The organism is Paenibacillus sp. BIC5C1, assembly GCF_032399705.1.
GTDB lineage: Bacteria > Bacillota > Bacilli > Paenibacillales > Paenibacillaceae > Paenibacillus > Paenibacillus taichungensis_A.
Map to the genome: position 1 here is coordinate 6,952,506 of NZ_CP135922.1, position 25,971 is coordinate 6,978,476.

The window sequence follows — 25,971 nt, forward strand, 5'->3', positions numbered from 1 at the left end:
TCAACTTAAGGGCTGTCATCATTTTACACGCTATTGGGCTGAGTATCCACCATCGATAACCAGCTCAGATCCTGTAATGTACGAAGAATCATCTGATGCCAGGAACAATGCAGCGTTGGCAATATCGACAGCCTGCCCCAGACGTTGCAGAGGCGTTGCCTGAATGAGTCGGTCAAGCAGTTCCTTCGATGTGTTCAAGGCTTGAGTCATTGGTGTTTCGATGATCCCAGGGAAGAGAGCATTGACCCGAACACCTTGACGACCAAAGGTTGTTGCCGCCGCTTTGGATAATGCGCGTACCGCGCCTTTGGATGCTGAATAGTGGTTAAAGCCTTGTCCAATCAAAGCGGTGTATGAAGAGATATTGACGATGGACCCTTTCTTTTGTGCTGCCATATAAGGAGCTACATGTTTCATACCAGCAAATGGGCCAAAGCCATTAATGGAGAGCATTTTCTGCCAATCCTGTGCATCGATCTCCTCAAACGGCTTCTCAGAGGAAATGCCTGCATTGTTGACCAGAATATCAATTTTGCCAAAACGTTCGTTCACTACTTTCGCCAATATCTCCCAATCTTCATCCGAGGAAACATTCAACTTCATTCCGTACACATTCTCTTTTTGGCTTGCTTTCTCCAGCGCTTCCTCATTAATGTCTGCAGCAATAACGATGGCGCCTTCCTTTGCAAAGAGATCCACCATGCCTTCACCAATTCCTGAAGCTCCACCAGTAATAATAGCGACTTTATTATCTAATCTTCCCATATGAAACTCTCCTAACGTATTTTATTTGTACATCGCTGCTTTAGTTGTTAGTCGGATTGTGTGATTTCATAAACTGTTCAAAATCCGGAACGGTTGGATTGGCAATATAATGGCCGCCCTCAACCTGAATGGTCTGTCCGGTAATGAATTTGGACTCATCTGAGGCCAGGAATACGACGGTGTATCCAATATCATCGGGCTCACCGTGATAAGGCAGTGCGTTATATTTTGCGAACATATCCAATACGTCCGGAGGCATATTGTTCTGGGCTGCCGGGGTCAAGATCAATCCGGGCGCAACAGCATTGCAACGAATGTTATGCTTGCCATATTGGGTGGCAATATACCTTGTCAGATTAACAACTCCTGCTTTTGAGGCACCATAGGCAACCCGAACCGCATCGCCAGTAAAGCCAGCCATGGAGGCTGTATTAATGATGGAACCTTCACCCGCTTCAATCATATGAGGGATGGCGAATCTACAACCGAGCAACACGCTTTTCAGATTCACATTCATCAGCCGATCCCACTCGTCCAAATCTACGTTAACCACATCCAAATCCTTCTTCAGATTGGTCAGGCCAACATTGTTGAACAGACTCGTGAGTTTACCATATTGTTGCACCGTAAACTCGACAGCTTCCTTAATCGAAAATTCGTCTCCGGCATCAACAAAAACGGCTACTGCTTCTCCGCCTTGAGCCTGAATATTCGCTGCCGCTTCCTTTGCCCCATTGACATTGAAATCAGCAATAACGACTTTTGCTCCTTCTCTCGCCATCAATTGGGCTGCGGACAATCCTATTCCAGAAGCGCCTCCAGTTACAAGGGCTACTTTGTCTTTCATTCTTAACATGGTTCTCAAGCTCCTTTCATAAAGAAACCGAAAATAAATAACAGCTCTATTATTTAGATGACTAAATATTAGATGTCTAAATAATAGCAGAGGAATGGTCTTTCTGCAACGCATTCGGCCCTGTATCCTTATTTTGGATCTTTATAGGGAAGCAAGCGAGTGTCTTAAAAAAAACAGCCCTCATGGATTTGAGGGCTGTTTAGAATCAATTCTCTTAATCTGTTTATCGATCCATGTTTTCTGAGAAACTTTGATAATTACTTTCCATCCTCCGTCCCAGAGACAGGATAAGGCTTGCCCGCAGGATCATCCGGTGTCAGAATGTACCACTGATCATATATCACGTTATTCGGATCCGATTCGGATTTCTCTGGCTTACAAGTAAACTGATACACAGATATATCCTTTCCGCGCAATGTTACAGTCATCGCAAGCTCCGGGTCTCCCCAGCTTGGATATTTCTCACGATACTGTGTGTCAATAATTTCGCTTTGAAAAGAAGGACTAGTCATGAAGGCTGTGGTTTGAGTGAAAAGTCGATATATTTCTTTTTCGTCCGGCTCAGTCTTGACTGTATAAGCGACTTCGACCCGAGGTGTGGAATAACGAATTTCCGTCTTTTGGATAGCAGGAAAATCTCGCTCGACATTCTGCCGAAAAGATTTGACTTCCTCAGAAGAAACTTTGGTGTACGTAGTACATGCTGTCAAAAATAGAACCAGAGCCAGAATATTCACAGCATGTATTATTCCTGCACCATGTTTGATGCCAGACATCCAATCACCTGCTTTACTTGAAATACATGAATCCCCCGCCTAATGTACGATTCCCCGTTATGGCATCAAAATGAGTTCGATAATTGATGCTCCTGCGTTGGCCCCAGGTCGAAACAGCAATCCATCTGCTGTCTGTAGTGTCTCGATAATACTTGGTAATCGTCATCCAATGCCATTCATATTCGTAATCATCAAATTTGGACAGATTGAGGGTCGCAACAGGAGAGTTGAGGCTCAGTCCCGCCTTTATATACGCGGCTGTATTATCCAGTGTAAATGCCGAATTATCCGTGACTCTGCTTAAATTCACCTTTTTATCCTTTGCATAACTCTCCACTGCAGATGCAAAGCCACTCACTGAAATTTTACCCAAAATACCCGGGCTTACGTAGTCATACATCTTATCCATATGAGCAAGAAAATCCTGCTTTGATGTCGTGTTGCCACTATACAAGTTACCATAAACCGTAGGGTTCGTAATCTTGGCCAGATAGTTGGTGATATTGGCTGCAGCAACCGGACCGCATCCCCGTTCTTTATGCGTATTTTGAGAGTACCAGTTCTGGTTGCCTCCATAACTGTATCCTGAACCATCCTGTACTGGCACAAACATGGATTGATTGGCCTCAACGGTAAGGCTTACTTCTTCTTTGGCAACCGCAGCGGTAGCGCGAGTACTAATATAATTCTGTAGAATTTGATTCATGTAATCCTGATTTTCTTCTGATTGGATGGTTTCATACTTTTGATGTAATTCATCCATATTGACTTCTACAGCTTCAGTAATATCCCGCAGGGATTGAAAATTATTATCCATCTCAAAGTATTGTTTATTGCCTTTGTCTGTCACCTGCACCATATAATTCATTGGTGGCACAAATACTATTTTTCTTTCCTCAGATTTCTCCATAATGGACGGTCTGGATATGGATTGATGGAGCCGCTGTACGACTGAGTCATCTATAAAGATATCGTATGCATCATAACCATCCCTTAGTGCCCCTACTGAAATATAACCAATCTCTCGTTCTCCCTCGACCAGAGGAACTGCGTAAGCAATGATCTGATCATCCAAATTGTAGAGAGGAATCATATTGGTTGAAGCTTCAATAATACGATCTTTGGTCTGAATATCATTGGCCATATAACCCTGTATATGCTTTTGGGCAATTTGCAGAACCTCCAAATCAGTCAGCATTAGTGCAACGGATATATCTTTTATTTTTTCACTATCTTGAACGAGCATGTTTTCCTCAGACTGAATGGGATCTGCCTTAACAGAAGACACAGGTACAGATGAAAGAAGAAGAAGAAAAGCTATTACAGAAAGAAATCGCTGCATTTTATTTTGCATAAGAGCCTCCCAATATAATATATTTGCATATCAGAACCATGTATTTAATTCAACAATTCAACACAGTCATACACCCACCCGGCACTTAACCAATTGCCCAAATCGCTGGAGCCGCTAATCGGTGTAATTGTCACCGTGTTGGACCCACTAACGAAATAGGACGCCGGAATATTCCAGGAAAAGGTTGTGTTGTTACCCCGATAGGTTCCAATCGTAAAGCTGCGCGAATTGGGTTGGGAGGAAGCTGCGGGATTCGTTAACGTTTGACCATTAATTGTTACACTGGGTCTCCCATTGTTGTATGCTGCCGTAATACCGATGTTAAGTACATGCGAAGATGCCGCTTGGGAAGAGTTCAGGCTAAATGTAACGGTTGTCGGCGAGTTTTGTCCACGGAACTGAATCGCCGGGAATTTGTTCGTTGCACTGCCGGTCGCATAACTGACAGGACCCCAGCTTGGATTACGGCTATCGGAAGGATGACGAATTGGAATCGTCTGGCCGTTCAGGAACTCCCGCGGCGTACCATCCCAATTCCCAATGCGCCAGATGCTGGATGCTTTACTTGGATCGTTATTGATTGTGCGCGTATTCAGCGTTGTGGTTGATCCTCCCGTCACGTTCACACTTTCGGTATAAACAGCCAGTTCCCCCTTATACACGGTCATGGTGTATGTACCTGGAATCATGCTGTATTTGGCAGCAGCCCCGCTGGAAGAGGCATTCACCCAGTACTGAGCATTGCTGTTGGCAAAACCAACCGTATAGGCATAACTCGTATCCATGCCGGAAAGCCCGTTAAGCACGACATTACCTCGACTGGAGACCCAGCCTGTCAGGTTCAGACCCGACATCCAGCTAAAATCAGGCACACTTGGTGTGGCACCGGTAGTGAAAACCAATGCGTACGGTCCATGCAGGCCCATACGCCAATTTTCAGTCTGAGCATGCCCCGAGTTCATGTAATTGTAAACTTCCGTATCTCCGCCGCTTTGAAATTGGATATCACGGAAGAAGGGTCCTCCCGAGCTTTTCTCACGGTCGCCATAAGCCATAAACACACCCACACCGCTGCCTGTAACACCTCGAATGGTCAGATCCTTGGCCAGATCGTTACCGTAATACTTTGAGGTGGTCTGTCCATTGGCGTAACCAAAGACATCCTGGCTCTCAATTGCTCCGGTATTATTCCGATTGTTTGAATTGGCCGGAACCCCCGTCAATACACTGCCGTTGCCCCGGAAAATATAGCGCAATTCCCCCACAGAAGGTTCTGCTGTAACATATGTCGCCATATAAATGATGTTCTCACCACCACGAGATGCATAATAGTGGGTGAGTGTGCTGGTTGAAACGGTGATCAATACGGTCGATCCCGAAGGAGACGTGTTCCATGTTACATTGGCAGACCCTAAACCAGAACCGATATGGGACGCCTTGCTGGAGCCGCTTAACTCCGTTCCGTTCATTTTGGCAGATATAATATCGCCATTGGTTTTATTCACTGTATATACCAACCCTGCCCCCGTGTTCACTTCAATCCTGGACCCGTTATCCGCAACATTAATGGTCGCTGCGTGTCCGGTGGATGTTGGATATAATACAGCTGCTGCCATCATCACCAGTAATAGAACTGAACTGAATCCCTTCTTCGCTAAACGTCTGCTCACGAGCTAATCCCTCCCTGAAATAGTTTTTTACGTTCTCGTAATGGACCAAAATCAGATTTAAATATCGGATATGCGATAGCCGAACTATAATTAAAGCGCTTTCATTACAGTGTATGACAAACGAGTCTCTGTCTCATCTCGGTATTCCTGCTGTGTGTTGCATGTCCATGCGGGTCAATTTTCTTCCCTATCGTCCTCTTATATCACCACCTCCCATATAGAAATATTCTGCACCCAACTTACTGGTAATACCAATAAAATAATACCATTATATTACATAACGTGGCAATGAAAATAGCGACCGTTCACCGTAACCCTACCGGAGATCAATCGCCTCAACTTCCCTTATCAAAATATCTGTACTCCATCACGGAGTACGGTCAACGAATGACTCCTTTATTACAGGCCATGAATGATTCGGGCGAGGATCACATGGATCATTTGAAGGAGCTTTATGGGGAAGATCCGGCGGCAGAGCTGCCCGAACGCAGCTAAACAAAACACACGGTGATCTGGCTCTCAACATGCTGCGCTTCTTCTACCTTACGGAATGAGAGGATCTCAACTGAAAGAGCTGCACCCCTTGTAACGGATGCAGCTCTTCAATATTTTGTATAACAGGAAGCTTTAACTTTCTCTACAGTGAACCCTCAAGGTTTGCAGGTTGATTTCCCTCATTCACCAGGCCTTGAATAAAGGTCTCAACATTGGGCGCAAGCCAAGTGATCTTGTAGCCTTCTGCTTTATTCACATGAACAACCTCGGGCTCACCGGCATTGCCGGATTCACGATAATCCAGCATCACGACCTCTGAATCGGAAGGACACTCACATAGAATGACACCAATCTCGGGATAACCCCCTTTTTCTATGATCGCTCGACTTCCCGTTTCTCCACACAATGAATGGGCCTTCTCCCGTCCAACACCCAGGATATTGAAAATTTCAACTTGAATCTTCCCACCATTCTCCGCCTGACTAACCGGAAAATAACGATAGTGGGGAACACCACCATTATGTAGTTTCATCATGTTCACATAGAATGTCGGCAGCTTGAACACCAATTGATCCTCCACTGCTTCAATTTGCTCTTCCGTAGGTGGGGACAACACATATTGATCGACGTACGCAGGACTGTCATTCCAAAAGCTCGTCGATTCGGGGTGGATCCCCGGTGCTGCTTCGATGGTGATTTCAGTCGCCGAGTGGACTATATCCACGGGCTCCTCTACCGCTTCTTCTGTGAGCTCTTCTGCTGATTTATTCCGAATCCATTCCAGGAACTCCTGTGTATCCTCATCTCCCGGATCTAACCGATCCGCTGCTTCGAAAGCTACACGCGCGTTCTCATATTCCTCCAAATAATAATACGCCAGACCAATGCGGTAATGCCAAAGCGGGTCATTTTGTCCCTCTTCTTCAACCGACAGGAATTGCTCCACCGCCTCCTGGTAACGTTCCATATTATTCAACGCTCTACCCAGATGGTTGACCAGAATATAATCCCGCTCCTCTTCCGGAACCTCTGTAATCGCATCTACAATCTCTTCATATTCATCTTCTTCATGCCAAGCTTCTAGCCGTTCCAAGAGTTCATCATTCATTGATCTTGCCTCCCTCTCTTATTCGTTGTAGAAATTATATCATTTTGTGTGTCTTGATTTAAGTCAATGCAGATCATTCAAGTCCTGATTAGCGATATTGTTGTCTCGCGGGCGTATCTGCTCACTTTATCCAAACAAAAAACACCCGCCTTTAATTAATCGACGGGCATTTAATAAATCGACTCATCTCTATTTTGAAATGGAATCTGTTTTAATAATAAAAGATATCTCTTGAGTAGTATCTTTCCACTTACAAAGCAGTCGAAAACCTCTCAAGACAGCACCTGGTTCATAATCCTCACTATTAGAACTCGCAAACGTTAACTCATTCACTGGAAGAGTAAAAGATCCTGTTCCAGAATTGAATTCCATCGTAAGTTTTGTTAGATCTGGCTGCTTATATTTCAGTTCCCCTTTCTCGGTCAGAACATAATCAAGCAATTCGTATGAATCTGGCGCTGATTTTTGATTATCAAATTTAATTGAAATAGTCTCTCCTATCTTTACATAGGGAACAACAGAATCTGAATTTTTGAGTATGGATTGAAAGGAATCCATATTCCAGTAGTCTTGTTTATCCCCGGCTATTGAAATAACAGTTGGAGTAATTTCCTTATTGTTGGCTTTAATTTCAATCTCACCTAATTTAGCAACAGAGTTATTCGTAATTTTTTCATCACCTCCACAAGCAGTAATTACAGTGCAAATCGTCAGACATACTACAAAAAACATTAAACTCCTCACATTACACTCTCCTTAACTGTCTTATTTCAAATCCAATGAAAATTGTCCCTACCTTTACAGAGATAGGGACATATAATATATTATAGCAAAAATCCGATATAAACCTCAGAAATCAGTTCAATTTTCCTTCCAAATAGGTAACTTTTGTCATTTTTGGAGTGTTTTTTTAACTTTCTATTTACAACACCTGTCCTGACGATCAATGAGCCATTAGTCTTCGCTTAGCCTTGCACCCTTTCCACTCAAAAAGAAATAAGAGCGCCACCGGATAGGTAAGCGCCCCTATATTATTCATCCAACAACGTTCATCTTGCCAAAGCTCATTCAAGCTCAATTAAGAAGCCTAATTCGCTATCCTTATAGATGCGATCCACCGCTTGCATCGAGCAATTGTCCCGTTACCCAGCGACTGTCCGGCGAGGCCAGAAATGCAGCAATATCTGCAATATCCTCTGGCTCACCCCATCGGCCAAAGGCGGAAAGGCCAGCCGCATATTTTTGTCCCTCGGTATCCTGTAACGTTCCAGCATTCATCTCGGTATTAATAATTCCCGGCTGGATGGCGTTCACCGTAATATTTCGACTCCCTAGTTGCTTGGCGAGAAGCAGCGTAAACGTATCAATCGCTCCTTTGGACATGCTGTATGTAAACACTCCCGGAGAAGCAACCCTGGTCACAAAGGACGATATGTTAATGATACGACCCCCATCATTAATTCGCGACAGAGCCTGCTGCGTCACAAAAAGTGGTGCTTTTACATTAAGATTCATGACCTCTTCGTAGGATGCTTCTGTCGTCTCTTCAATCCCAACGATCTGCCCGATCCCCGCATTATTCACCAGAATATCGAATCCACTGGCCCCTGTCTGATTATGGATAGTCTCATCCAACTCAGCAAATAAATGATGAATACCGTCCATCGTTCTTAGGTCAGCACCAATCATGCAGGCGTTGCCCCCATCTTGCTCAATCTGGCGAACAACTGCTGCCGCATCATCCTGTCTGTTTCCATAGTGGACTGCTACATATGCGCCCTCCTGGGCCAAACGGAGCGCGATACTTCTACCAATCCCCCGGCTTGCCCCAGTAACTAAAGCCATTTTACCTTTTAAGCTGTTCATGTGCTCATCTCCTCTTTCCTAATTTCAAGAATAGTTATATCACGGAGTCATTTTTGAAATGTTGCTCTTTAATTTTCCGCCCGAAGAGAGCAACATTTCAAAGTGTTATTTCTACAATCAGCGCTTCAAGTGAAATGACTTTTTATGGACACAAAATTATATATTATATATAATTTATAATATATTTATAAAACACTATATCTTTTTGGAGGCGTTATCATGGGCAGATTATCAGGCAAAGTAGCAGTAATTACAGGTGCAGGCAGCGGCATGGGGGCTGAACAGGCTCGTTTATTCGCCAAAGAAGGCGCAAAGGTTGTCGGTGCTGATATGAACATTGAGGGTCTTCAATCCGTAATGGACGAAATCAAAGCCGCTGGCGGAGAAGCTATCGCGGTTAAGCTAAATATCTCCTCCCCTGAAGAATGGGAGAACACAATCCAAACGGCTGTAGACACATACGGCAAAGTCAATGTTCTGGTCAATACAGCAGGCGTTGCCGGTCCATTTGTCGCCAAGGCCGCTGAGCATGATGTAGATGAATGGGATAAATTGATTGGGATTAACCTGAAAGGGGCCTTCCTGGGCAGCAAATATGCCATCCCGGAGATGATCAAGACTGGCGGAGGTTCTATCGTCACGATTTCTTCCATTGGAGGTTTAATTGGTGGACAAGGGGGCACAGGATACGGTGCTGCCAAAGCAGGTTTGATTGGGATGACTCGTAACATCGCAGTTGACTATGGTAAGGATAATGTACGTGCAAACGTCATTTGCCCGGGGCAGATCAGAACTCCGATGTCCGCAGTTCTTGAAACGGGTGAGGCTAAAGAAGCCAAACAATATTATTTGAACAAAACGCCACTCGGACACTTCGGTGACCCGATTGATATTGCTTATACAGCATTGTTCCTTGCATCTGAAGAGTCCAAATTTATTACAGGTACAGAGATTATCGTAGATGGCGGCGTGATGGCTAACTAAGCTAAATACAAAGAAGAGACAGCTACAACTATTGTAGTCTGTCTCTTTTTATTGTCTCATCCTTGATATTCAAGGACTGTCTGGTTAATATTTCGAATGACTCTTTTGCTTTTTCAAAGTCACCGTCCACCAAGGCGTTAACAAGCGCCTCCAAATAACGGCTGCGAATTTCGGTTCGCTCTACATCGCCCCAATTCATTTGGGAGTAGACATTGGTTATATAGGTGATATCCGAGTAAAATTTGATAAATGCAATATTGCCAGCCACCTGGAAAACGTAACCACACAATTGATGCACCTTCACCACATACTCCAAAATATTTTTTTGGTTCAGCTGTTCCTTCGCTTCTTTTAGATACTGCTGGAGCTGATGTCGGGTCTCCTCGTTCCACTTAGATCGGGAATAATCAATTCCTATTCGGAACAATTCAATTAATGCAGATGTGTAATCTGCCATCTCTTCTTCCGAGATAGCCTTTACACGGACACCTCTTCTTGGCAGTCGTTCAATGACACCTCTGCTCTCCAGAATATAAAAAGCCTCCCTCACCGGGATATTACTCACATTTAGCTCTTTGGCGATATTGGATTCAATTAACCGGGTATCCTGTACCAGCTCACCTGTAAATATTTTCTTTAATATATAATTGGCTATTTGATCCGGCAACTGGCTTCTCTCATTGTCCAATAATGAAGAGAAATGATGATTTTGCATATCGATAATCCCTTCTACTCTGATTCGTTCTCCAACCTACTTTGTCTTCATAACAAGCGAGTATGTATTGAAAATCCATGATTGCCTCATATCTTCGGCAGCTTCCTTGCTCATCCGAACTGAGGTCTTCTGCTCGTGTAAACCTTCTGGTGCAGGTACGAAGAACCGCAGCAATTTGGTTATTTTTTTGATTTCATCCGCCACTTCATGAAATAACGTATACGTTAGCGGATGATGATCCTGAATATCCTCGTATATATAATACTCACCTTTCTCATCCTCCATATGAATTGCAAGTCCTTTGGGAAAAGATAGCAAGATAGACGGTAATTCATCCTCCGCCCATTGTCCAAAATATGGAAAGCTAATGCCTTCGTTTTTCACAAATAAACCGGACTTTTCCTTATCGAGCATACTCAAGATCGAATATACAAAGTAAGGGCGAATAACCTCCCCTTCCTCTTTTTCGGTTGCCGTATAGAAATTATAAAATTGACTATATGCCTCATATATCTGATTGTAATCATATCGGGTCTGGGCGAGGTTGGGACTTATGAAAAGGACCTGTTTCTGCTCAAAAATTCTCAAAACAGATTTGAATTGTTCGGGCGTTATAAGATATGAAAGTTTATAAAACCCACTGTTTTTCAATCGATTCATCGGATCTCACCGCCAAGTATAGATTCATAATCGTTGAAGCAATTCAGCCATGTGACACTTCATTCCAGTCATGAATTATTATATCGCACTACAGGGTGTTCTCCAAAACAATATCAAAATAAGAGCGAAAGGGTTCGCGTTATACGAACCCTCTCGCTCTTTAAAAAAATTGAGTTATGCATTTTTCGCCAGAATTATACTTTAGGATCTGGCGAGTGGCGAGTAGCTTATACATGCTTTTACAACCCTTCGATAAGTGCCTTGATTGAGCTGTCACTCTCCAGTGCGCGGATGATCATCGTCACGGCTTCAGCCCGTGTAGCTTTGCCGCTCGGCGAGAATACGGAAGAGGATAGCCCTTGCACCAGATTGGCCGATGAAGCCTGCGCGATTGCCGCCGCTGCCCAGTTACTGCTGTCCACATCACTGAAGCTCGTCGGAGCACTAGTTGCAAGTGCATTCAGGTCAAGCACACGAGCAATGATCGTCACCATCTCAGCGCGGGAGATCGTTGCATTTGGTTTGAAGCTGCCGTCCGCATAACCACCAATCACTCCCTTATCAGCCAAAGCACTGATGTAACCCGCAGCCCAATTTGAGCTTGTATCCTTAAAGCTGGCGGAAGCCGTGCTTTCGCCCAGACCCAATGCCCGAGCAACCATGGCGGTAAATTCCGCTCTGGTTACAGATGCATTTGGCTGGAATTTGCCGTTTGCATAACCGTTAATTATGCGCAGCTTCACGGCAGTACTGATATTTCTGTCAGCCCAGTGACCTGTGACATCGTTGAATTTCTTATTTTCATTTTTCGTCGCCGCAATAGCTTCGTTCACTGCCTTCAGCACCGTTTCCTGACTCACAACACCCGATTTGAACGGATTAACCTGTGTTGTTGGCGGTACTGTAGGTTCCGTTGTAGGAGGTGTGGTTACTGTTCCCGAATCTGTTCCAGAACCCGTTGATGGTGTGGATGGTGTTGGTGTAGTGACCGATCCACCACCTGTACCCGGTGTACTTGGGGTTGTTGGGGTTGTACCCGGATTCGTTGTATCTGCAATCACCAGCGCGATGCGGTTGTTCTCGTATTTAACCTGGGTAGTATATTTGCTTGGCAGGCCATCCACCTGAACAGAGGCAAATTTGCCGCTTTGCTGATTGGAACCATGGCTTACAAGTGTGATCTCACCCGCGCCAGGTACATAGCTGCTGGCAAAATTCACATGCAGTGTTCCGGCGGTATTCACCATACCTTTAACGTCGAGCACATCATTTGCAGAAGCTACGTTGAGTTCCAGCGTCCCGTCAGCAGCCTGCGTGTAGTTGCCTTCAATGTTCCATTTGCCCGTCACGCTCTCCGTAAGTGTACCCCCGCTGTTGACCACATCGCCATTACCAAAAGCTGTAGCTGTATCACCTTCCAGTGTACCCTCATTAACCTGGGTACCGCCGGAGTAGGTGTTAGCCCCCCGCAGTTTCAATGTACCGCTGCCTTCCTTCGTCAGCTTGCCGGTACCGGAGATGTTGTTCTGCCAAATGTCTATGGCGTTGAAACCACCCTTGCTGGCATCCATCGTAACCGTTACATCGCTGTTGAAGGCGCCGTATCCGTCAGCAGCCGCAAACAGATTAAGACGTCCCCAACCTTCCGGATCATCCAGCAGCGGGTAACCCGATTCGATTGCGGTTGTTGCCAGTACAGCACGACGCTGATCCGCGCTCAGGTAAGGCTGTCTGGTCTCGGTCAGCACTTCGGCCCCCTTAGGCACCGCCACGGGCTCCGTTGTAGAACCGATCTGCGGGAAGCCGTAGGTCAGACGTTGGGTGAACTCAGCCTTGTTCTTCTCATAGTCGGTAAATCGGTCTTCTGCTGTTCCAGTCTCCTTCAAAAGCACGTTATGCGCCTGATCGTACGCCGCCTGCTTCAATTCCGCATTCTCAGGATCATTCAAAGCACCGGCTGCCAGGGCAGTTGCAAGCACACGTCCGCCCATGACATCCAGCGGGGAGTGCATTCCGGCAACAACTCGGTTGTTGCCCATCTCCGATGCACGCGTAACCAGTTCCTGGAATCGTTCAGGGGTTGCATAAGCTAATGCAAGCGCAGCAAGGTAGGACGCATTGGTATGTCCACTCGGGAAGCCGCCGTCGGAGGCCGCCTCTGAAACGTCTTTGATTGCCGGTCTCAGCGTTGGCACGACAACCTCATTCGTATTCAGCCAGCGGAATGGACGCATATAACTGAAGAAATTTTTGGACGGATTCGATGATGCCGCGTTCCCCCGCAAGGCTCCGACCAGATCTACCATTTTGCCCAGATCGGAATTTGAATCTCCGGCTTTATTGGTAGAATTACCGTCGTCATACTTCTTCGTCGTTGCATCTTCGGGAATGCTTGTAATTGTGGTGTATGTGCCTGATTTTTCACGATACACATCAGCCAGCGAACCCAGCCCCTCGGTTGCACCATAGGATTGGTTCGTACGGTCTGTATAATATGCTGCATCCTCTTCTGCCTTGGTGCGAGTTGCAGCGATATTCGCTACATATTGAATGTTGTAATCCAATATATCAGCTTTAAGTTTTGTGCCATTATCCCATGAATCACCTGGCGTCCAGAGGTCCAGGAACTTGGACAGCGTGTCTAGGGCCGGGTTGGTCTCAAGCGTGTTGTTGGATGAGCTATTGTTCTTATACGTATCTACGAAATACCCCCATGCCGGCTCTTGCGGTAATGGAACTGGTGCATCGGTTGATACTGCGAGCGCAGCGCCTGATGCCATTGAATTAGAGAGAAGCATCACACCCATCGCAGCGGCAAACATTTTTTTCTTGTTTTTATTAGCCTTCGTTTTCAATTCTTTTCGACTCCCATCGTTTTGTAGTTGGTCTCGAATCGGTCTCAATGTAGCACCCGGCACGCTGAACCAGCAATAAAACAATTTCGCCATTGTATCAATTTCGGAGCAATCTCGCCTTTTTTCGACATTTAACATTCGCTTAATATAAATCTTGAACTTTGGTGGAATCTCGTAGTGTATAATCGTCGCCGGGAGGAATGCCTCATGAAAAAATGGAGCTCCGCATGGGCGAATCTTGCGATTTCGTACGGTTCCATCGTCGTCGTTATTGTGCTGCTCATATGCTCTTTCTTCTATATCTATTTCTCACGCAGTTACAATGAAGAGTTGCAGAACAAGAATCAGCTGATTCTTGAAAATACAACACAAACCATTGAAGGAACGATCCTGCAAAGGGTGCAGCAAATCTATCTGGACCTGTCACTCGACAAGTCTGCGGATATTCGACTGTTCGCTGGACCATCTACCCGGAGCGGGCTGGACAGCGTCATTGACCTTCAGGAATTACTTAAGTCCAAAGTTGCCGGCAACACGGACATGATTCAGGCCATACATCTCTATTATCCTGGACAAAACATCATGCTATCGTCGCTATACGGCCTGCGCTATAACGCCGATCAAGGGGAAGGCTCGACTTATTATTCAGATTGGCTTCAGGACATGCGAACAAGCAAGCAAAATAGCTTATGGACAGCTTCACGCCAGGTGCCTCAGGATATTTTCTCCAGCGTGTCAGGTGGCGGAAGCAACGCCCTGTTTACGTACGCGCACAGCTATCCTTTTCAGTCCACAGGCGAAACCGGAGATGTCTTTATTGCAATAGATGTAAAGGAAAGCGCGATAAGCAGCATCATCGAGAATATGATGCCCTCACAATACAACAGCACATTTATCGTTAACCCGATGGGTAACGCCATTAGCAATGCCAGTACAGACACTCCGGGTCAGTCAGGGGAATACGGTGCCAGCATCAAGAAAGCTTTACAGTCCGGAAACGAGAAGGGCAGCTTTGACGACAAGATCGGCAATACATCGGTTGTTGTGTCCTACCAGACCCTGCCTTCGACAGGATGGACTATCTATAGCGCAATGCCAGCCAGCTTCTATTATGAGCAATCAATCATGGTACAGAAGCTCATCCTCGGCATCTGCATCATCGCCATCCTGATTGGTCTGGCGCTGTCCGCAGTACTGGTCAAAGCCAACTACAGTCCGATTAAACGCCTCGTTAACCGAATTAAGGACTTATCCGGGCCTACACCCAAACATATTTCGAATGAATACCGACTGATCGACAGTGCCTTCTTGCAATTAAGCGATAAGGTGAGCAGCCTTGAGGAAACGCTGCTGGCCAACAGCCCGGCCATCAAGCACAACGCCGTACTGAATTTACTGCACGGTAGCTATAGCCCAGAACAGTGGGCGGAAGAACGGACTGCACTGGGCATTTCACAACCCTATCAGGGATACTGCTGCTTGCTCCTAAATACCGCGGTAGTCCACATGGGACTTAGCTCGGAGAACCTGTCATCGGTCATATCAAGATTGATCCATGGGCTGGAGTCCCTATCCTTGCCGGACAGCCGCCTGATTGTCGAGGAACTGCCGGATAAGAAGCTGGCGGTTATTCTGTGTACGGATATAGCTTCTGAACCGCTGCTGGACAAGCTGTCCCGGCTTCTATTGTCAGAGGCACGACAGCAGTTCCAGCCTAATATTCAGCTGTCGTCAGGCTCCTGGGTGCAGGAGCTTGCCGATGTGCACAGAAGCTTCAGCGATGCCCAGGCGTTGATGAAATACGCGTATTTCCTGCCCGAGCTCCATATCCTGAAGGATCGCAGCATTCTCCAGCGGGAGCACAATATGGATGAAATTCCGCAGACCCTGCTTGCCAAGTTCAGGGACAAGCTTCATGCCAGACAGCCGGATGAGGCTGTTGCCGCTGTTGACCAGTTCATTGCCACGATGAGGGAAGGATTATATCCCGCAGACTATTGTCATTTTATGCTGGCGAATGCGGTATTCGTCTACTCGGATGTTGTGAAAAATGTCCGTTACAAGCATCCCCTTCAGCTCGGTCATTCCGATCTGTACCATGAGTACATCAGTATCGCCAATATCGTGGCATACCGCGACTGGCTGGTGGAGTCGGTCACGGTATTTATCTCCGAAACGGAGAAACGGAACAGCGACCGGGCCGTCTCCACCATCGGGATTGCAAAACAATATATTGAGGAGCATTTGTCCGAAGATCTGTCACTGGAGGCCGTAGGAGCGCAGGTGTTCATCAGTCCCAAATATTTGAGCAAGCTCTTTAAAGAAGAACTTGGCGTCACCTATACCGACTATGTCACTTCCCGGCGGATGGAACGGGCCAAAGAACTGATTGAGAACAACAACATGACTATTGAACGGATCGCAAGTTCCGTCGGCTACGGAACGACTGCCTATTTCATTAAACGGTTCAAGGAAATGTACGGCTGTACGCCGGGCCATTATTTACGCAAGAATGCTTCGGCAGAAATTGCGGAAGCTGGATCTTAAGGTGAGGAAGGGTTGCGGATGAAAAATAAGGGATGGCTGCGCGTTACTGCACTTCTCGCAATGCTGATTCCGGTAGGCATGATCAGTATCCTCAGCGGCTGCGATCTGCCACTCGGGCAGAAGACCACAACGGATAAGCAAGAGGCCCATTCGGCTTCTCCCAATTCGCGCTACCACATTTCATGGACGATGCATCAGAATGTTCCAGTGCCTGAGGATGCGGAAATGCTCAAGTACGTGGAAGACAAATTCGACGTTGATCTCGATGTATGGAACCTTGAAAACAACAAATATGAATCCCTTCTCGACATGAAGCTCGCCCAGGGTGCCATTCCCGATCTGTTCCGTATACGCCAGCCGCAGGATCTGCTCAAGTACCAGCAGCAAGGCGTACTGGCCGAGATTCCTGTGGATATGCTCAACACATACGCTCCGAACCTGATGAGTGTCATCCGGGAAAATGCGCCTGCTTACGAAAATGCCGGAATGATTGACGGAACCTATTATGGTATTCCTGTTATTAATCCGACCAACATCTATCGTACCCCGGTCGTTTTCCGGCAGGACTGGCTGGACAAGCTTGGCCTGTCGGTGCCGCAAACGCTGGCTGATTTTGAGAAAGTAATCTATGCCTTCACCAACGATGATCCTGACGGCAATGGGATCAAGGATACCTATGGCTTGTCCAGCGAAGGCATGAACGTTGTATTTGGTGCCTTTGGGCAAATCGTTTTCGCGGATCAGCTCTACTTCAGCATAAAGGATGGAGAGCAGGTCATCGGGGCACTTCAGTCTGAAATGAAAGAAGCACTGCGATATTTACGCAAATGGTACCGGGACGGCGTGATCGATCCCGAGTTTATTACCGGGGAGAATAAGGGCAGCTACAAACACCTGTCTCACGCCTTTATTAACGGCAGGATCGGAATGACCTCCATGGGCAATTATTATCACTGGATTCAGGATGGTGATTACGTGGACTGGAGTTATGGCTCGAATGGTCATGCCGTAGAGACTCCGGTGCAATCGACCTTTAACGTGAAGGAGCTGACCGCCAAGAACCCGGAGGCCCGGGTGGTGTTCGGCAGACCGTTTAGCGGACCATACGGGCAGCTCGGCTCCAAGGGATACGATATGTTAATGAGCTTCACGGCCATCGGCGCAGATGCCGTCAAGGAACCAGGCAAGCTTGCGACGATACTTCGAATTCTGGATGATGTCAGCGCAAATCCTGATCCTAACGAGGCGGCTACTCTGGCCTTAGGCGTGAAGGGCAAGCATTGGACTTGGACGGATACGTTTCCGCAGAATACGGTCATTCTTCCTCCGTACGACAAGATGTTCAGTTATCAAAACGCAATCGGCGCCAATCTGGGCATGACCGTGCCTCTGAAGCAGACCGGGCGGCGAGAGCAGTGGGCTTCGACCCTCGGGCTAGACCAGGAAGGCATTTACAACTCACTTGAGGTAGCAACCCCCTCCCTTGCCAAAAACGGAGCAGAGCTGATCAAGCTGAAGAACAAGGCCTACATCTCCTTCATTACAGGCGAGAGACCGCTGAGCGAATTTGATGATTTCGTGGAGGAATTTTTGGCCATAGGCGGCGCGGAAGTACTAAGCGAAGCGAACGAACGAGTGAGTGATGTGAATGAGTGAGTGAGTGATGTGAATGAGTGAGTGAGTGATGTGAATGAGTAAATGAACCGAAAAAAGAGCAGCTATCCACTGCTCTTTTCTGTCTCGGCCTCCATATTCACATGTGATGGACTTAAGCCAAATACTCCGCCATAATCTGCTCGATATCAAACGGGGTAATTCCTTGCTCCACCGAATAGATTGTATCGGCCTGATCCAACGAATCTACCAGCTCACCTCTGGCCTTTGCGTGGAGTGTGAACAAGTCGTAGAGATCCGGTTTGCGCAATGTGGTCAGGGCTTTGCCCATCAAGACCATCCCTTTTTGATTACCCTCAACATTGTTGTAATATTCTGGGTGTCTGGTCAGCGCCAGATCCGTCCAGATGACTGTACGCTCCACCAAATCCATAATAACGGGAATCGTGATCTGCGTATCTGCCGTGATATCAATCTTGTTCGCCACCGTGGACGGCTCGAAGATCTCGCCAGAGCCTGGCTTTTTCCGCATCATCCAGCCCACAAAGCATTCCGGCAAATCGCAATATGGATGACTCGTAAAGGAAAGCAGACTCGCCACCACATAACGTCCGCCATAATCAACAATCGACGGAATATGCAGGTCAATAAACTCACTTGCACCATGAGGTGCTGTCACGATATCCCCGCTGTGAACGGCCTTATAGTTGGATGAACGCAGATTCGTATAGGAGATGTGCTCTACATAGTTCCAGTTCTCATCGTACATCACCGCAGACAGATCGATATCTACGCGCCCCGTTGATTGACCGTTCACGGTCCCTTCCTTCCACCAGTTGAAGAAACGAATCGTATCTCCTTCGGCCATCGGCACCCGACTTCCCCGAACAATCGTATGAAGGGCCTTGCTCGCCGATCTTTGGGAAAAGGGAACCAGATAATCTTGAAGCTGTGGATCGACATACGTCTTCCCAAGCGAAGGAAGGGCGGCGAAACGCTGCACCAGCGCTTGTTCACACATTTGCACAACTTTCTGACATGTATCATCGTCCATCTCTGGAAGCTGATTCGGAATGGCGAAAGCCTTCGCTACATTACCTTTCGGGAAAAATACACGCAGATCCTGCGGTTCATTACGCTGGGTAAAATGCTGCTTCACCTGCAACAATACCGGTGTCGATACGTGCTCCAAAATTTCTCCGAACGCCAGCAATACATACTCCTTATCCGTGGTAGAACGCAACAGGTGATCCAATCTTCTCGCAAATTCACCAGGACGCTGCTTCAACAGCTCAATTAAACTCCACACATTCTGGTATTGGAAGGCAAGCTCCACACTTCCGTTAAAGGTCGTAAACGATTTGTTATTACGCAAGATATCAAAAGCTTCCTCGCATCGGGGGTACCGCACCTTATATTCAGATGGATGCAGAATTTCGCCCAGACGAATCCAGCGATCCTTGTAACGGAGCATGTCTTCCGTAATCGAACCGCACTGTTCCAGAAGACCAAGCAACAGGCGTCTCTCACGGCGCTTGAATTTACGGAAAGGCGAAGCTTGAGCCAGACTGACATCGCCATCCGACCAGGCTACAGCAAGACGAAGGACATCCGTTGCCGTTCTGAAATACGGGCCGATTCGGTCGATATTGGCCTTTTCATATTTTAATAAGGAAGCTACTACGAACCCCACATTTTCCTTGAAAGGAATCTCGGCTGGCAACAACGCATCTACTTCATCCGGTTCCGCATGTTCCAGCACCGTATCGATATCTGCTTTGTCTGTCTCCGAAATGGAGCCCTTCGCTTCAATGAGCTGACGGATGAGTGTCTGAAATTCAGCCTTGTTGCCGAGGCCAATGACTTTCAGGTTCACTTTATCCAGCAAAGGTACTCTTACCACGGGTTCATGACTCGGATATACCAAGGTCAGATAATGAAGGATGGCATTCAGGTAAAGTTCCACCTCATCTTCCTCCATCACCTGCGCCGGGAATCCAGGATACATTGGTCTGTAGTCCACATGTGCGCCGACCATGATTCTCAGATCAGCCACAACCTGGACCACCAATGCTTCAAATTGTTCCTTGGATAACGTTTGCACCGCCTGCATCAACTCATCCGAGAAGGTGTATCCAAGCGTTTCTATATTTTTAAGGGCCGTCGCCAAATAAACCTTCGGCAGCTGTTTCTCCCCTTGTTCTTGCTCGATCATGAGTTTGTTCGCTCTGCGCAAATAGATGGTATTGTTCATGATAAAAGAGTCCAGGAAAGCCATATCCCTAAAAACTTGGTCTGGTGTAGAAGGAAGGAATATGATAGCCTGGACGCCTCCTCTCTGAATTGAGATCTTCAGGAAAGCGGCAACCCTAAGTTCGCCAATGAAGTTAGAAGGAAGGATCGCCATAGCCTGAAGGCCAAAGGCCGAAGTTTGTGACCCGAACCTTTGATGAACCCATCATCTCAGATTCCACGATCTCCCAACAGGGCGAAAGTATTACGACTGAATAATTAAGGGTGAATTTTCCGACTTGCATAGAGTAGTTCTGGAGGGCGGCATACACTAATGGTACATAAAAAAGAGCTAAGCACGGTTATAGCCGGCTTAGCTCTTTATCGCACCTACTATAGAGCAGGCCGCATATATCTCGTTACATCCGAACGACTGATTTCTCAGCCGTCAGCCCAAGCACCCGAGCGGTTGACGCATGTACCTGGTTTAGAAGACTAAGATTGTCGACCAGTGACTCGCCATAGGAAGGAACCATTTCCTTGATCTTTGGTTCCCAGGCATCCATATGCTGCGGGAAGCACTTCTGGAGGATTTCCAGCATCACGTGAACAGCAGTTGAAGCACCCGGTGAAGCTCCGAGCAATGCCGCAATCGAGCCATCCGCCGCAGTGACTACCTCCGTGCCGAATTGAAGGGTTCCTTTGCCGCCTTGAGCCGTGTCCTTAATCACCTGCACACGCTGGCCCGCCAGTACCATATCCCAATCCTCACTCTTGGCATCTGGAACAAAGTCACGCAATTCGGCCATGCGTTGTTCCTTGGATAACATGAGTTGTTGGATCAGGTATTTGGTTAGTGAGATTTCTTTGACGCCTGCCGCGAGCATCGTGAGCAAGTTATGCAGCTTCACGGACGTAATCAGATCGGCATTGGAGCCCGTTTTTAAGAATTTTGGCGAGAACCCGGCAAACGGTCCGAATAGCAGCGACTTCTGATTCTCAATAAATCGGGTATCCAAATGCGGAACAGACATTGGCGGAGCACCCACCGAAGCTTTTCCATATACTTTGGCATGATGCTGTTCCACGACTTTCGGATTTTTGCACACCATAAAGATGCCGCTAACCGGGAAGCCGCCGATATGTTTACCCTCAGGAATGCCGGATTTTTGCAGCAAATGCAAACTTCCGCCGCCCGCACCGATGAAAACGAATTGTGCGGTGTGCCGTTCGACGGTTCCGCTCTTCAGATTTTTCACGGCTAATTCCCAAGATCCATTGCTTGTGCGTTTCATATTTTTCACGCTATGTTGGTAGTGGATATCCACGTTTTGGCTCTTTAAGTGTTCCATTAGCATACGCGTTAAAGCACCAAAGTTAACGTCCGTACCGGAGTCAATTTTGGTGGCTGCAATCGGTTCATTGCCCGTGCGGTTTTTCATCATCAACGGAATCCATTCCGCCAGTTTTTTCTTATTATCCGAGAATTCCATGCCAACGAATAACGGATGTTTCGCTAACGCTTCAAAGCGTCTTTTTAGAAACTGGACATTCTGCTCTCCATGTACATAACTCAAATGAGGGAGCGGCATAATGAAGTCCCGCGGATTACGAATCAGATTGCTTTTGACGAGATAGGACCAAAATTGCCTTGAGATTTGAAAATGCTCATTCACCTTAATCGCTTTGCTAATATCTACGGATCCGTCTGGTCGTTCAACGGTATAGTTAAGTTCGCACAATGCTGAATGCCCGGTTCCGGCATTATTCCATTCGTTGGAGCTTTCCTCCCCCGCACTGGCGAGCTTCTCAAAAACCTTAATATTCCAGTCTGGTGCCAATTGTTTAAGCAAAGTTCCCAAAGTTGCACTCATAATTCCGGCACCAATCAAGATAACATCTGTACTCGTTTGTCCCTGGCTCATGTCTACCGTCCTTATATCCTATATTTGCCAAAAGGATGTAAGCGTTATCGATTTGGCATTGCAGCAAGCCCCATTCTTGAACAGGCCCGCCCCTTCTCTGAATGAATATAACCTTGATCTAGTGTATCAATAATATGGGTCAATTTAAATATGCAATTTGAAGATATTTGCTATTCCCTCAGTATACGCTAGTTTATGTCAGATAGATAACCCGGTTATAGGGCTGAAAGATTAATTTGTTCAATAAAAAGAGACAATTCTGGTTGCATGGCCTGAATTGTCTCTGGAAGGTGAGAGGAATTGATATTTGGGTTAGTGTTTATCTGTTTGCACACCATAATAGTGTTTTTATTGAGACTCCAGTTCCAGCAAACTGTTCTCTAGTATTTGAATGTTTTTACTCTCCATTATTTTAGAGTTCAGTACAGCAACAAAATTTATGAATTCTCGGGCATTTCTTACAATTTCCTTAGTAAAAGAAGCTAAGTTAACATTAGCGCCTTTCCAAGTTGAATATCTAAATTCCTTAAACGGCTCCGTAATAAACAGATCCAGAATGACTTCTCGATCAGTATCTTCAACTAAACTGACTTCTAATTCCTTTTCCTGGGATTTAAACTCAAGCCACAAATTAGCGCTATCCGGAATTCGATATGCAACATAATTATGAACTTTAACCATTTTGGCAATGGTTATTAAGTCAACAAACCATCTAATGAGTCTTTCATTACCAAATGGACAATCTTCGAAGAACATGCCGTACTTATTACCGTTAAAGTCCAATTCAATAATTCCCTCTATATCATGTTTCGTCTGATCAAATTGCTCCGCGGACATTTGTTTAATTTCATCAAAGTTATCAATTGCTTTGAAAGAAATAGCGAACATATTCAAGCACTCCTAATCTAATAAATCACCAATTTTATATATATGAGTTCCATATACAGAATCAACATTACCATTTCTAATGAACACCTTAATCGGTTCATTAAAAACAGTAACGGTATGCAACCCTTCGTTTACTCCTTGTTGTTTCAGCTGATTGACGGCCACCGTTGACGCATCAGTTATTTTTTTATCCGACCACTCTTTATTAAAAAAAGATTTCCTACTTAACATTTCATTAATCTGCTCTTCAGACATTTTCTTTTGGAGATATGGAAGTTGTTGCTTCGTACTATTTACAGAATGTCTATTAATAACATGATCAATTAGATTTTGACTCAAATTAACTTTCTGCTCAACGGCTTTTGGAGATGCTTCAACCACACTCTTTTGAGTATTCCCCAAATTCGCTTTAGCCGTTTCAAGATTCTTCTTAATTTTCGCCACGGCTGGACTAGATGATGGTAAACGAAATGGACCCTTGCCACCCGGGACACTTCCACGAACCATCTGAATCGCCATAAACACTTGGGCAAACTTTAGAGAGGTAACCATGGTTCGAGCATAAGAATCAGAGACGGTTTCTCCTGTATAGGGATGTATTCCGTTCTGGAATGCCTTGATCTGTAGTGAAAATATATCCTCCCCAGGTGGTTCAACCTTCTCACCTTGCATGCGATTAACATCTAGATGTCCATGATCCTTCTCATACGCCTGAAGAGCAGCCTGATCCGCAACACCGTCCTCGTTGACAGGCATCCACACCCACTTTCCAAACATATTAATTTGTGCCATCCGATATCCCTTATCACCCGAGCTTGAATCACCTGCTGAATTGGTCATCATTGCTGCGGCACCGACTGCTCCAGTTGCACCACCCAGACTTACCAACTGAGCATCTGCATCTTGGAAGCGCGTAGCGATGTCCTTCAATTCCTTGGATGTATTCACCATACTCTCCAGCGCTTTATCCAGTATAGGGCGTGATTGCTCAAACTCATAGAAAAACCGCTCCTGCGTTGCACCCATCCACATCATCTGAATGAACATGATCTGTCTCGTCAGATCACCCCGTATACTCTCCAACTGTTGTCTGGCTTGATCCACCTGATTCGATACGTGATGCAGTTGTTCAGGGGTTACTTTGATTCTACTCATACATTTCTCCGCTCATTTAAAATAGGATTAACCTATGTTAGCAGAAGTTTGCAGTACAGGCCATCCGGCTAACATCCTGATTTAACCATTTCTAAAATATAAGCTGTACACATCATCGGTGCTATGGTCCTATATGCATTTACCCATTTCAAAGCACTTTTTACCAGCAAATAACCCCATTACCCTATCCCCTCCAAAAACGTCCGATACCGCCCAATCTGCTCCTCCGTCGCATCTTCCCGCAACGATTCTAGTAGTGACGCGCATTTTTTGAAATACCGATTCATCTCAAGCTCATCCGCTAATCTAAGTGCATTGTTCGTATAAAGCTCGGTGATAACAATAGTGGTACATATCTGCATTGTTTGAAGAATCTAATTTTACACCAACACCCTGAACCTGATTCGCAAACATATGTAAAACTCGATCAATCTGCCAACGATACAAGAACCGCGGCCTCCACAATCGTTCTTAGACCTGCTATACATTCCTCTGGATTCTCTAGCAGAAAATTCACATACTCCTCCAGCAGCTCTGCATGCCCCGCTTCAATCTCCAGCGCATACCGATTCACCTGTGCTCGATGCCTAAACTCCTGCATTACCTGCATTCCCGCCTCATTCAGCTCTTCCATCCATGCTAGTTCTGCATACCGGTCGATACACGCCCGCGCCTGATCCATCTGCCCCATCTTCTGGTGAGCCATGCTCCTCACTTGGAGACTGAACCCGTGATAATAGATCAATGGATGCTCAGTATGGATGTATGGTAAAGGTAATCCCTTGGTCAGATGCTCCTGCCGCTCTTCATGAATGCACTCAACACACTGGTACAAAACGTCCGCCGTCTCCATCACCTTGTTCCAATTTTCAAAAGCAACAGCCATGTCCAACATTTCAACAATAATGTCCGGTTTAAGTGATTTCAGGATAGAAGTTCGCAAAGGGATTCCTCCTTGATTATCCATTATCAAATAATTGTATAGTTAAACCAAAAGAAGATCAATATAAATTGTACTTATAAGTACTATTATAATCAAAATCAATTTGTATATGTTAGTCTGTAACGATTCTATAACCTCTTCTAACCTTAAGTGGAGGTGATCATATGAATTTACCAGAAAGTGTAGGGAATCGAATACGCGAGTTAAGAAAGGCCAAGGGTTGGACTCAAGAACAACTAGCTGAAGCAGCAGGTCTTCATTACAGCTATATTGGTGGGGTTGAACGGGGAGATCGAAATATTTCTCTGGAGACTCTGGAAAAAATAATAAATGGATTTCAGGTTCCTGCTGAAGAAATCTTCAAATTCAACGAAGAATCCGAGTACAAAAATGCTTTGGATGAACATATAACATTAATAAGTGGTAAAAGCGCAGATGAAATCTCATCATTAACGAAAATTAATAAAGAGATTCTGAATACTATAGAAAAGCTACAAAAAAGTTCTGACTAAATACATCAGCATCGAAATCAAAAAGAGTGGAGTAACCCTCACACTCTTTTT

The 25,971-nt window shown here is 45.9% G+C and carries 20 protein-coding genes; 4 read left to right on the plus strand and 16 right to left on the minus strand.

Annotated features, from left to right (window positions below; translation table 11 throughout):
• Nucleotides 1–30: 30 nt before the first annotated feature.
• From RS891_RS31060 to RS891_RS31095, 8 genes are all read right to left on the minus strand, one after another.
• On the minus strand, nucleotides 31–765 hold the full coding sequence (locus RS891_RS31060; RefSeq protein WP_113053249.1) for an SDR family NAD(P)-dependent oxidoreductase: 735 nt from the start codon (nucleotides 763–765) through the stop codon (nucleotides 31–33).
• A 40-nt stretch (nucleotides 766–805) separates the two neighbouring features.
• The gene (locus RS891_RS31065; RefSeq protein WP_113053250.1) at nucleotides 806–1,621 is read right to left on the minus strand and encodes an SDR family NAD(P)-dependent oxidoreductase; all 816 of its coding nucleotides are present in this window, start codon (nucleotides 1,619–1,621) and stop codon (nucleotides 806–808) included.
• Between the two features lie 257 nt (nucleotides 1,622–1,878).
• Nucleotides 1,879–2,397: a hypothetical protein gene (locus RS891_RS31070; protein ID WP_315794078.1), complete on the minus strand. Its 519-nt coding sequence runs from the start codon at nucleotides 2,395–2,397 to the stop codon at nucleotides 1,879–1,881.
• 13 nt (nucleotides 2,398–2,410) lie between these two features.
• The gene (locus RS891_RS31075) at nucleotides 2,411–3,751 is read right to left on the minus strand and encodes a cysteine peptidase family C39 domain-containing protein (RefSeq protein WP_315794079.1); all 1,341 of its coding nucleotides are present in this window, start codon (nucleotides 3,749–3,751) and stop codon (nucleotides 2,411–2,413) included.
• Nucleotides 3,752–3,795: 44 nt separating this feature from the next.
• On the minus strand, nucleotides 3,796–5,421 hold the full coding sequence (locus tag RS891_RS31080; protein ID WP_258530629.1) for a rhamnogalacturonan lyase B N-terminal domain-containing protein: 1,626 nt from the start codon (nucleotides 5,419–5,421) through the stop codon (nucleotides 3,796–3,798).
• Between the two features lie 637 nt (nucleotides 5,422–6,058).
• On the minus strand, nucleotides 6,059–7,024 hold the full coding sequence (locus RS891_RS31085) for an SMI1/KNR4 family protein (RefSeq protein WP_315794080.1): 966 nt from the start codon (nucleotides 7,022–7,024) through the stop codon (nucleotides 6,059–6,061).
• A 189-nt stretch (nucleotides 7,025–7,213) separates the two neighbouring features.
• Nucleotides 7,214–7,768, minus strand: coding sequence for a hypothetical protein (locus tag RS891_RS31090; protein WP_315794081.1), 555 nt, complete (start codon nucleotides 7,766–7,768; stop codon nucleotides 7,214–7,216).
• 357 nt (nucleotides 7,769–8,125) lie between these two features.
• A complete protein-coding gene (locus RS891_RS31095; RefSeq protein WP_113053254.1) occupies nucleotides 8,126–8,890 on the minus strand; it encodes an SDR family oxidoreductase in 765 nt (254 codons plus the stop codon).
• Nucleotides 8,891–9,109: 219 nt separating this feature from the next.
• Here RS891_RS31095 and RS891_RS31100 point away from each other — a divergent pair, with 219 nt between their 5' ends.
• The gene (locus RS891_RS31100; protein WP_315794082.1) at nucleotides 9,110–9,874 is read left to right on the plus strand and encodes an SDR family NAD(P)-dependent oxidoreductase; all 765 of its coding nucleotides are present in this window, start codon (nucleotides 9,110–9,112) and stop codon (nucleotides 9,872–9,874) included.
• A gap of 28 nt (nucleotides 9,875–9,902) precedes the next feature.
• On the opposite strand, the gene RS891_RS31105 is transcribed toward RS891_RS31100, so the two are convergent.
• The 3 genes from RS891_RS31105 to RS891_RS31115 all read right to left on the minus strand — a co-directional run bounded on the left by RS891_RS31105 (nucleotide 9,903) and on the right by RS891_RS31115 (nucleotide 14,056).
• The gene (locus RS891_RS31105; RefSeq protein ID WP_315794083.1) at nucleotides 9,903–10,589 is read right to left on the minus strand and encodes a GntR family transcriptional regulator; all 687 of its coding nucleotides are present in this window, start codon (nucleotides 10,587–10,589) and stop codon (nucleotides 9,903–9,905) included.
• A gap of 36 nt (nucleotides 10,590–10,625) precedes the next feature.
• The gene (locus RS891_RS31110) at nucleotides 10,626–11,249 is read right to left on the minus strand and encodes a hypothetical protein (protein ID WP_315794084.1); all 624 of its coding nucleotides are present in this window, start codon (nucleotides 11,247–11,249) and stop codon (nucleotides 10,626–10,628) included.
• A 239-nt stretch (nucleotides 11,250–11,488) separates the two neighbouring features.
• On the minus strand, nucleotides 11,489–14,056 hold the full coding sequence (locus RS891_RS31115) for an S-layer homology domain-containing protein (RefSeq protein WP_425476097.1): 2,568 nt from the start codon (nucleotides 14,054–14,056) through the stop codon (nucleotides 11,489–11,491).
• 255 nt (nucleotides 14,057–14,311) lie between these two features.
• Between RS891_RS31115 and RS891_RS31120 the strand changes: the two genes are divergently transcribed.
• Nucleotides 14,312–16,651, plus strand: a complete 2,340-nt coding sequence (locus tag RS891_RS31120; RefSeq protein WP_315794086.1) for an AraC family transcriptional regulator — start codon at nucleotides 14,312–14,314, stop codon at nucleotides 16,649–16,651.
• 18 nt (nucleotides 16,652–16,669) lie between these two features.
• Entirely contained in the window at nucleotides 16,670–18,307 is a 1,638-nt protein-coding gene (locus tag RS891_RS31125; protein WP_315794087.1) for an extracellular solute-binding protein, read from the plus strand.
• A 112-nt stretch (nucleotides 18,308–18,419) separates the two neighbouring features.
• Here the strand turns inward: RS891_RS31125 and RS891_RS31130 are convergent, their stop codons facing one another.
• From RS891_RS31130 to RS891_RS31150, 5 genes are all read right to left on the minus strand, one after another.
• A complete protein-coding gene (locus RS891_RS31130; RefSeq protein WP_315794088.1) occupies nucleotides 18,420–20,519 on the minus strand; it encodes a TerD family protein in 2,100 nt (699 codons plus the stop codon).
• A 397-nt stretch (nucleotides 20,520–20,916) separates the two neighbouring features.
• Nucleotides 20,917–22,422, minus strand: coding sequence for a malate:quinone oxidoreductase (locus RS891_RS31135; protein ID WP_315794089.1), 1,506 nt, complete (start codon nucleotides 22,420–22,422; stop codon nucleotides 20,917–20,919).
• Nucleotides 22,423–22,770: 348 nt separating this feature from the next.
• Nucleotides 22,771–23,310 carry a hypothetical protein gene (locus RS891_RS31140; RefSeq protein ID WP_315794090.1) on the minus strand — a complete coding sequence of 180 codons (540 nt, stop codon included), beginning with the start codon at nucleotides 23,308–23,310 and terminating at the stop codon, nucleotides 22,771–22,773.
• Between the two features lie 12 nt (nucleotides 23,311–23,322).
• Entirely contained in the window at nucleotides 23,323–24,465 is a 1,143-nt protein-coding gene (locus RS891_RS31145) for a WXG100 family type VII secretion target (RefSeq protein WP_315794091.1), read from the minus strand.
• A 427-nt stretch (nucleotides 24,466–24,892) separates the two neighbouring features.
• Nucleotides 24,893–25,408: a hypothetical protein gene (locus RS891_RS31150; protein ID WP_315794092.1), complete on the minus strand. Its 516-nt coding sequence runs from the start codon at nucleotides 25,406–25,408 to the stop codon at nucleotides 24,893–24,895.
• A 164-nt stretch (nucleotides 25,409–25,572) separates the two neighbouring features.
• Between RS891_RS31150 and RS891_RS31155 the strand changes: the two genes are divergently transcribed.
• Nucleotides 25,573–25,920, plus strand: coding sequence for a helix-turn-helix domain-containing protein (locus tag RS891_RS31155; protein ID WP_315794093.1), 348 nt, complete (start codon nucleotides 25,573–25,575; stop codon nucleotides 25,918–25,920).
• Nucleotides 25,921–25,971 lie beyond the last annotated feature (51 nt).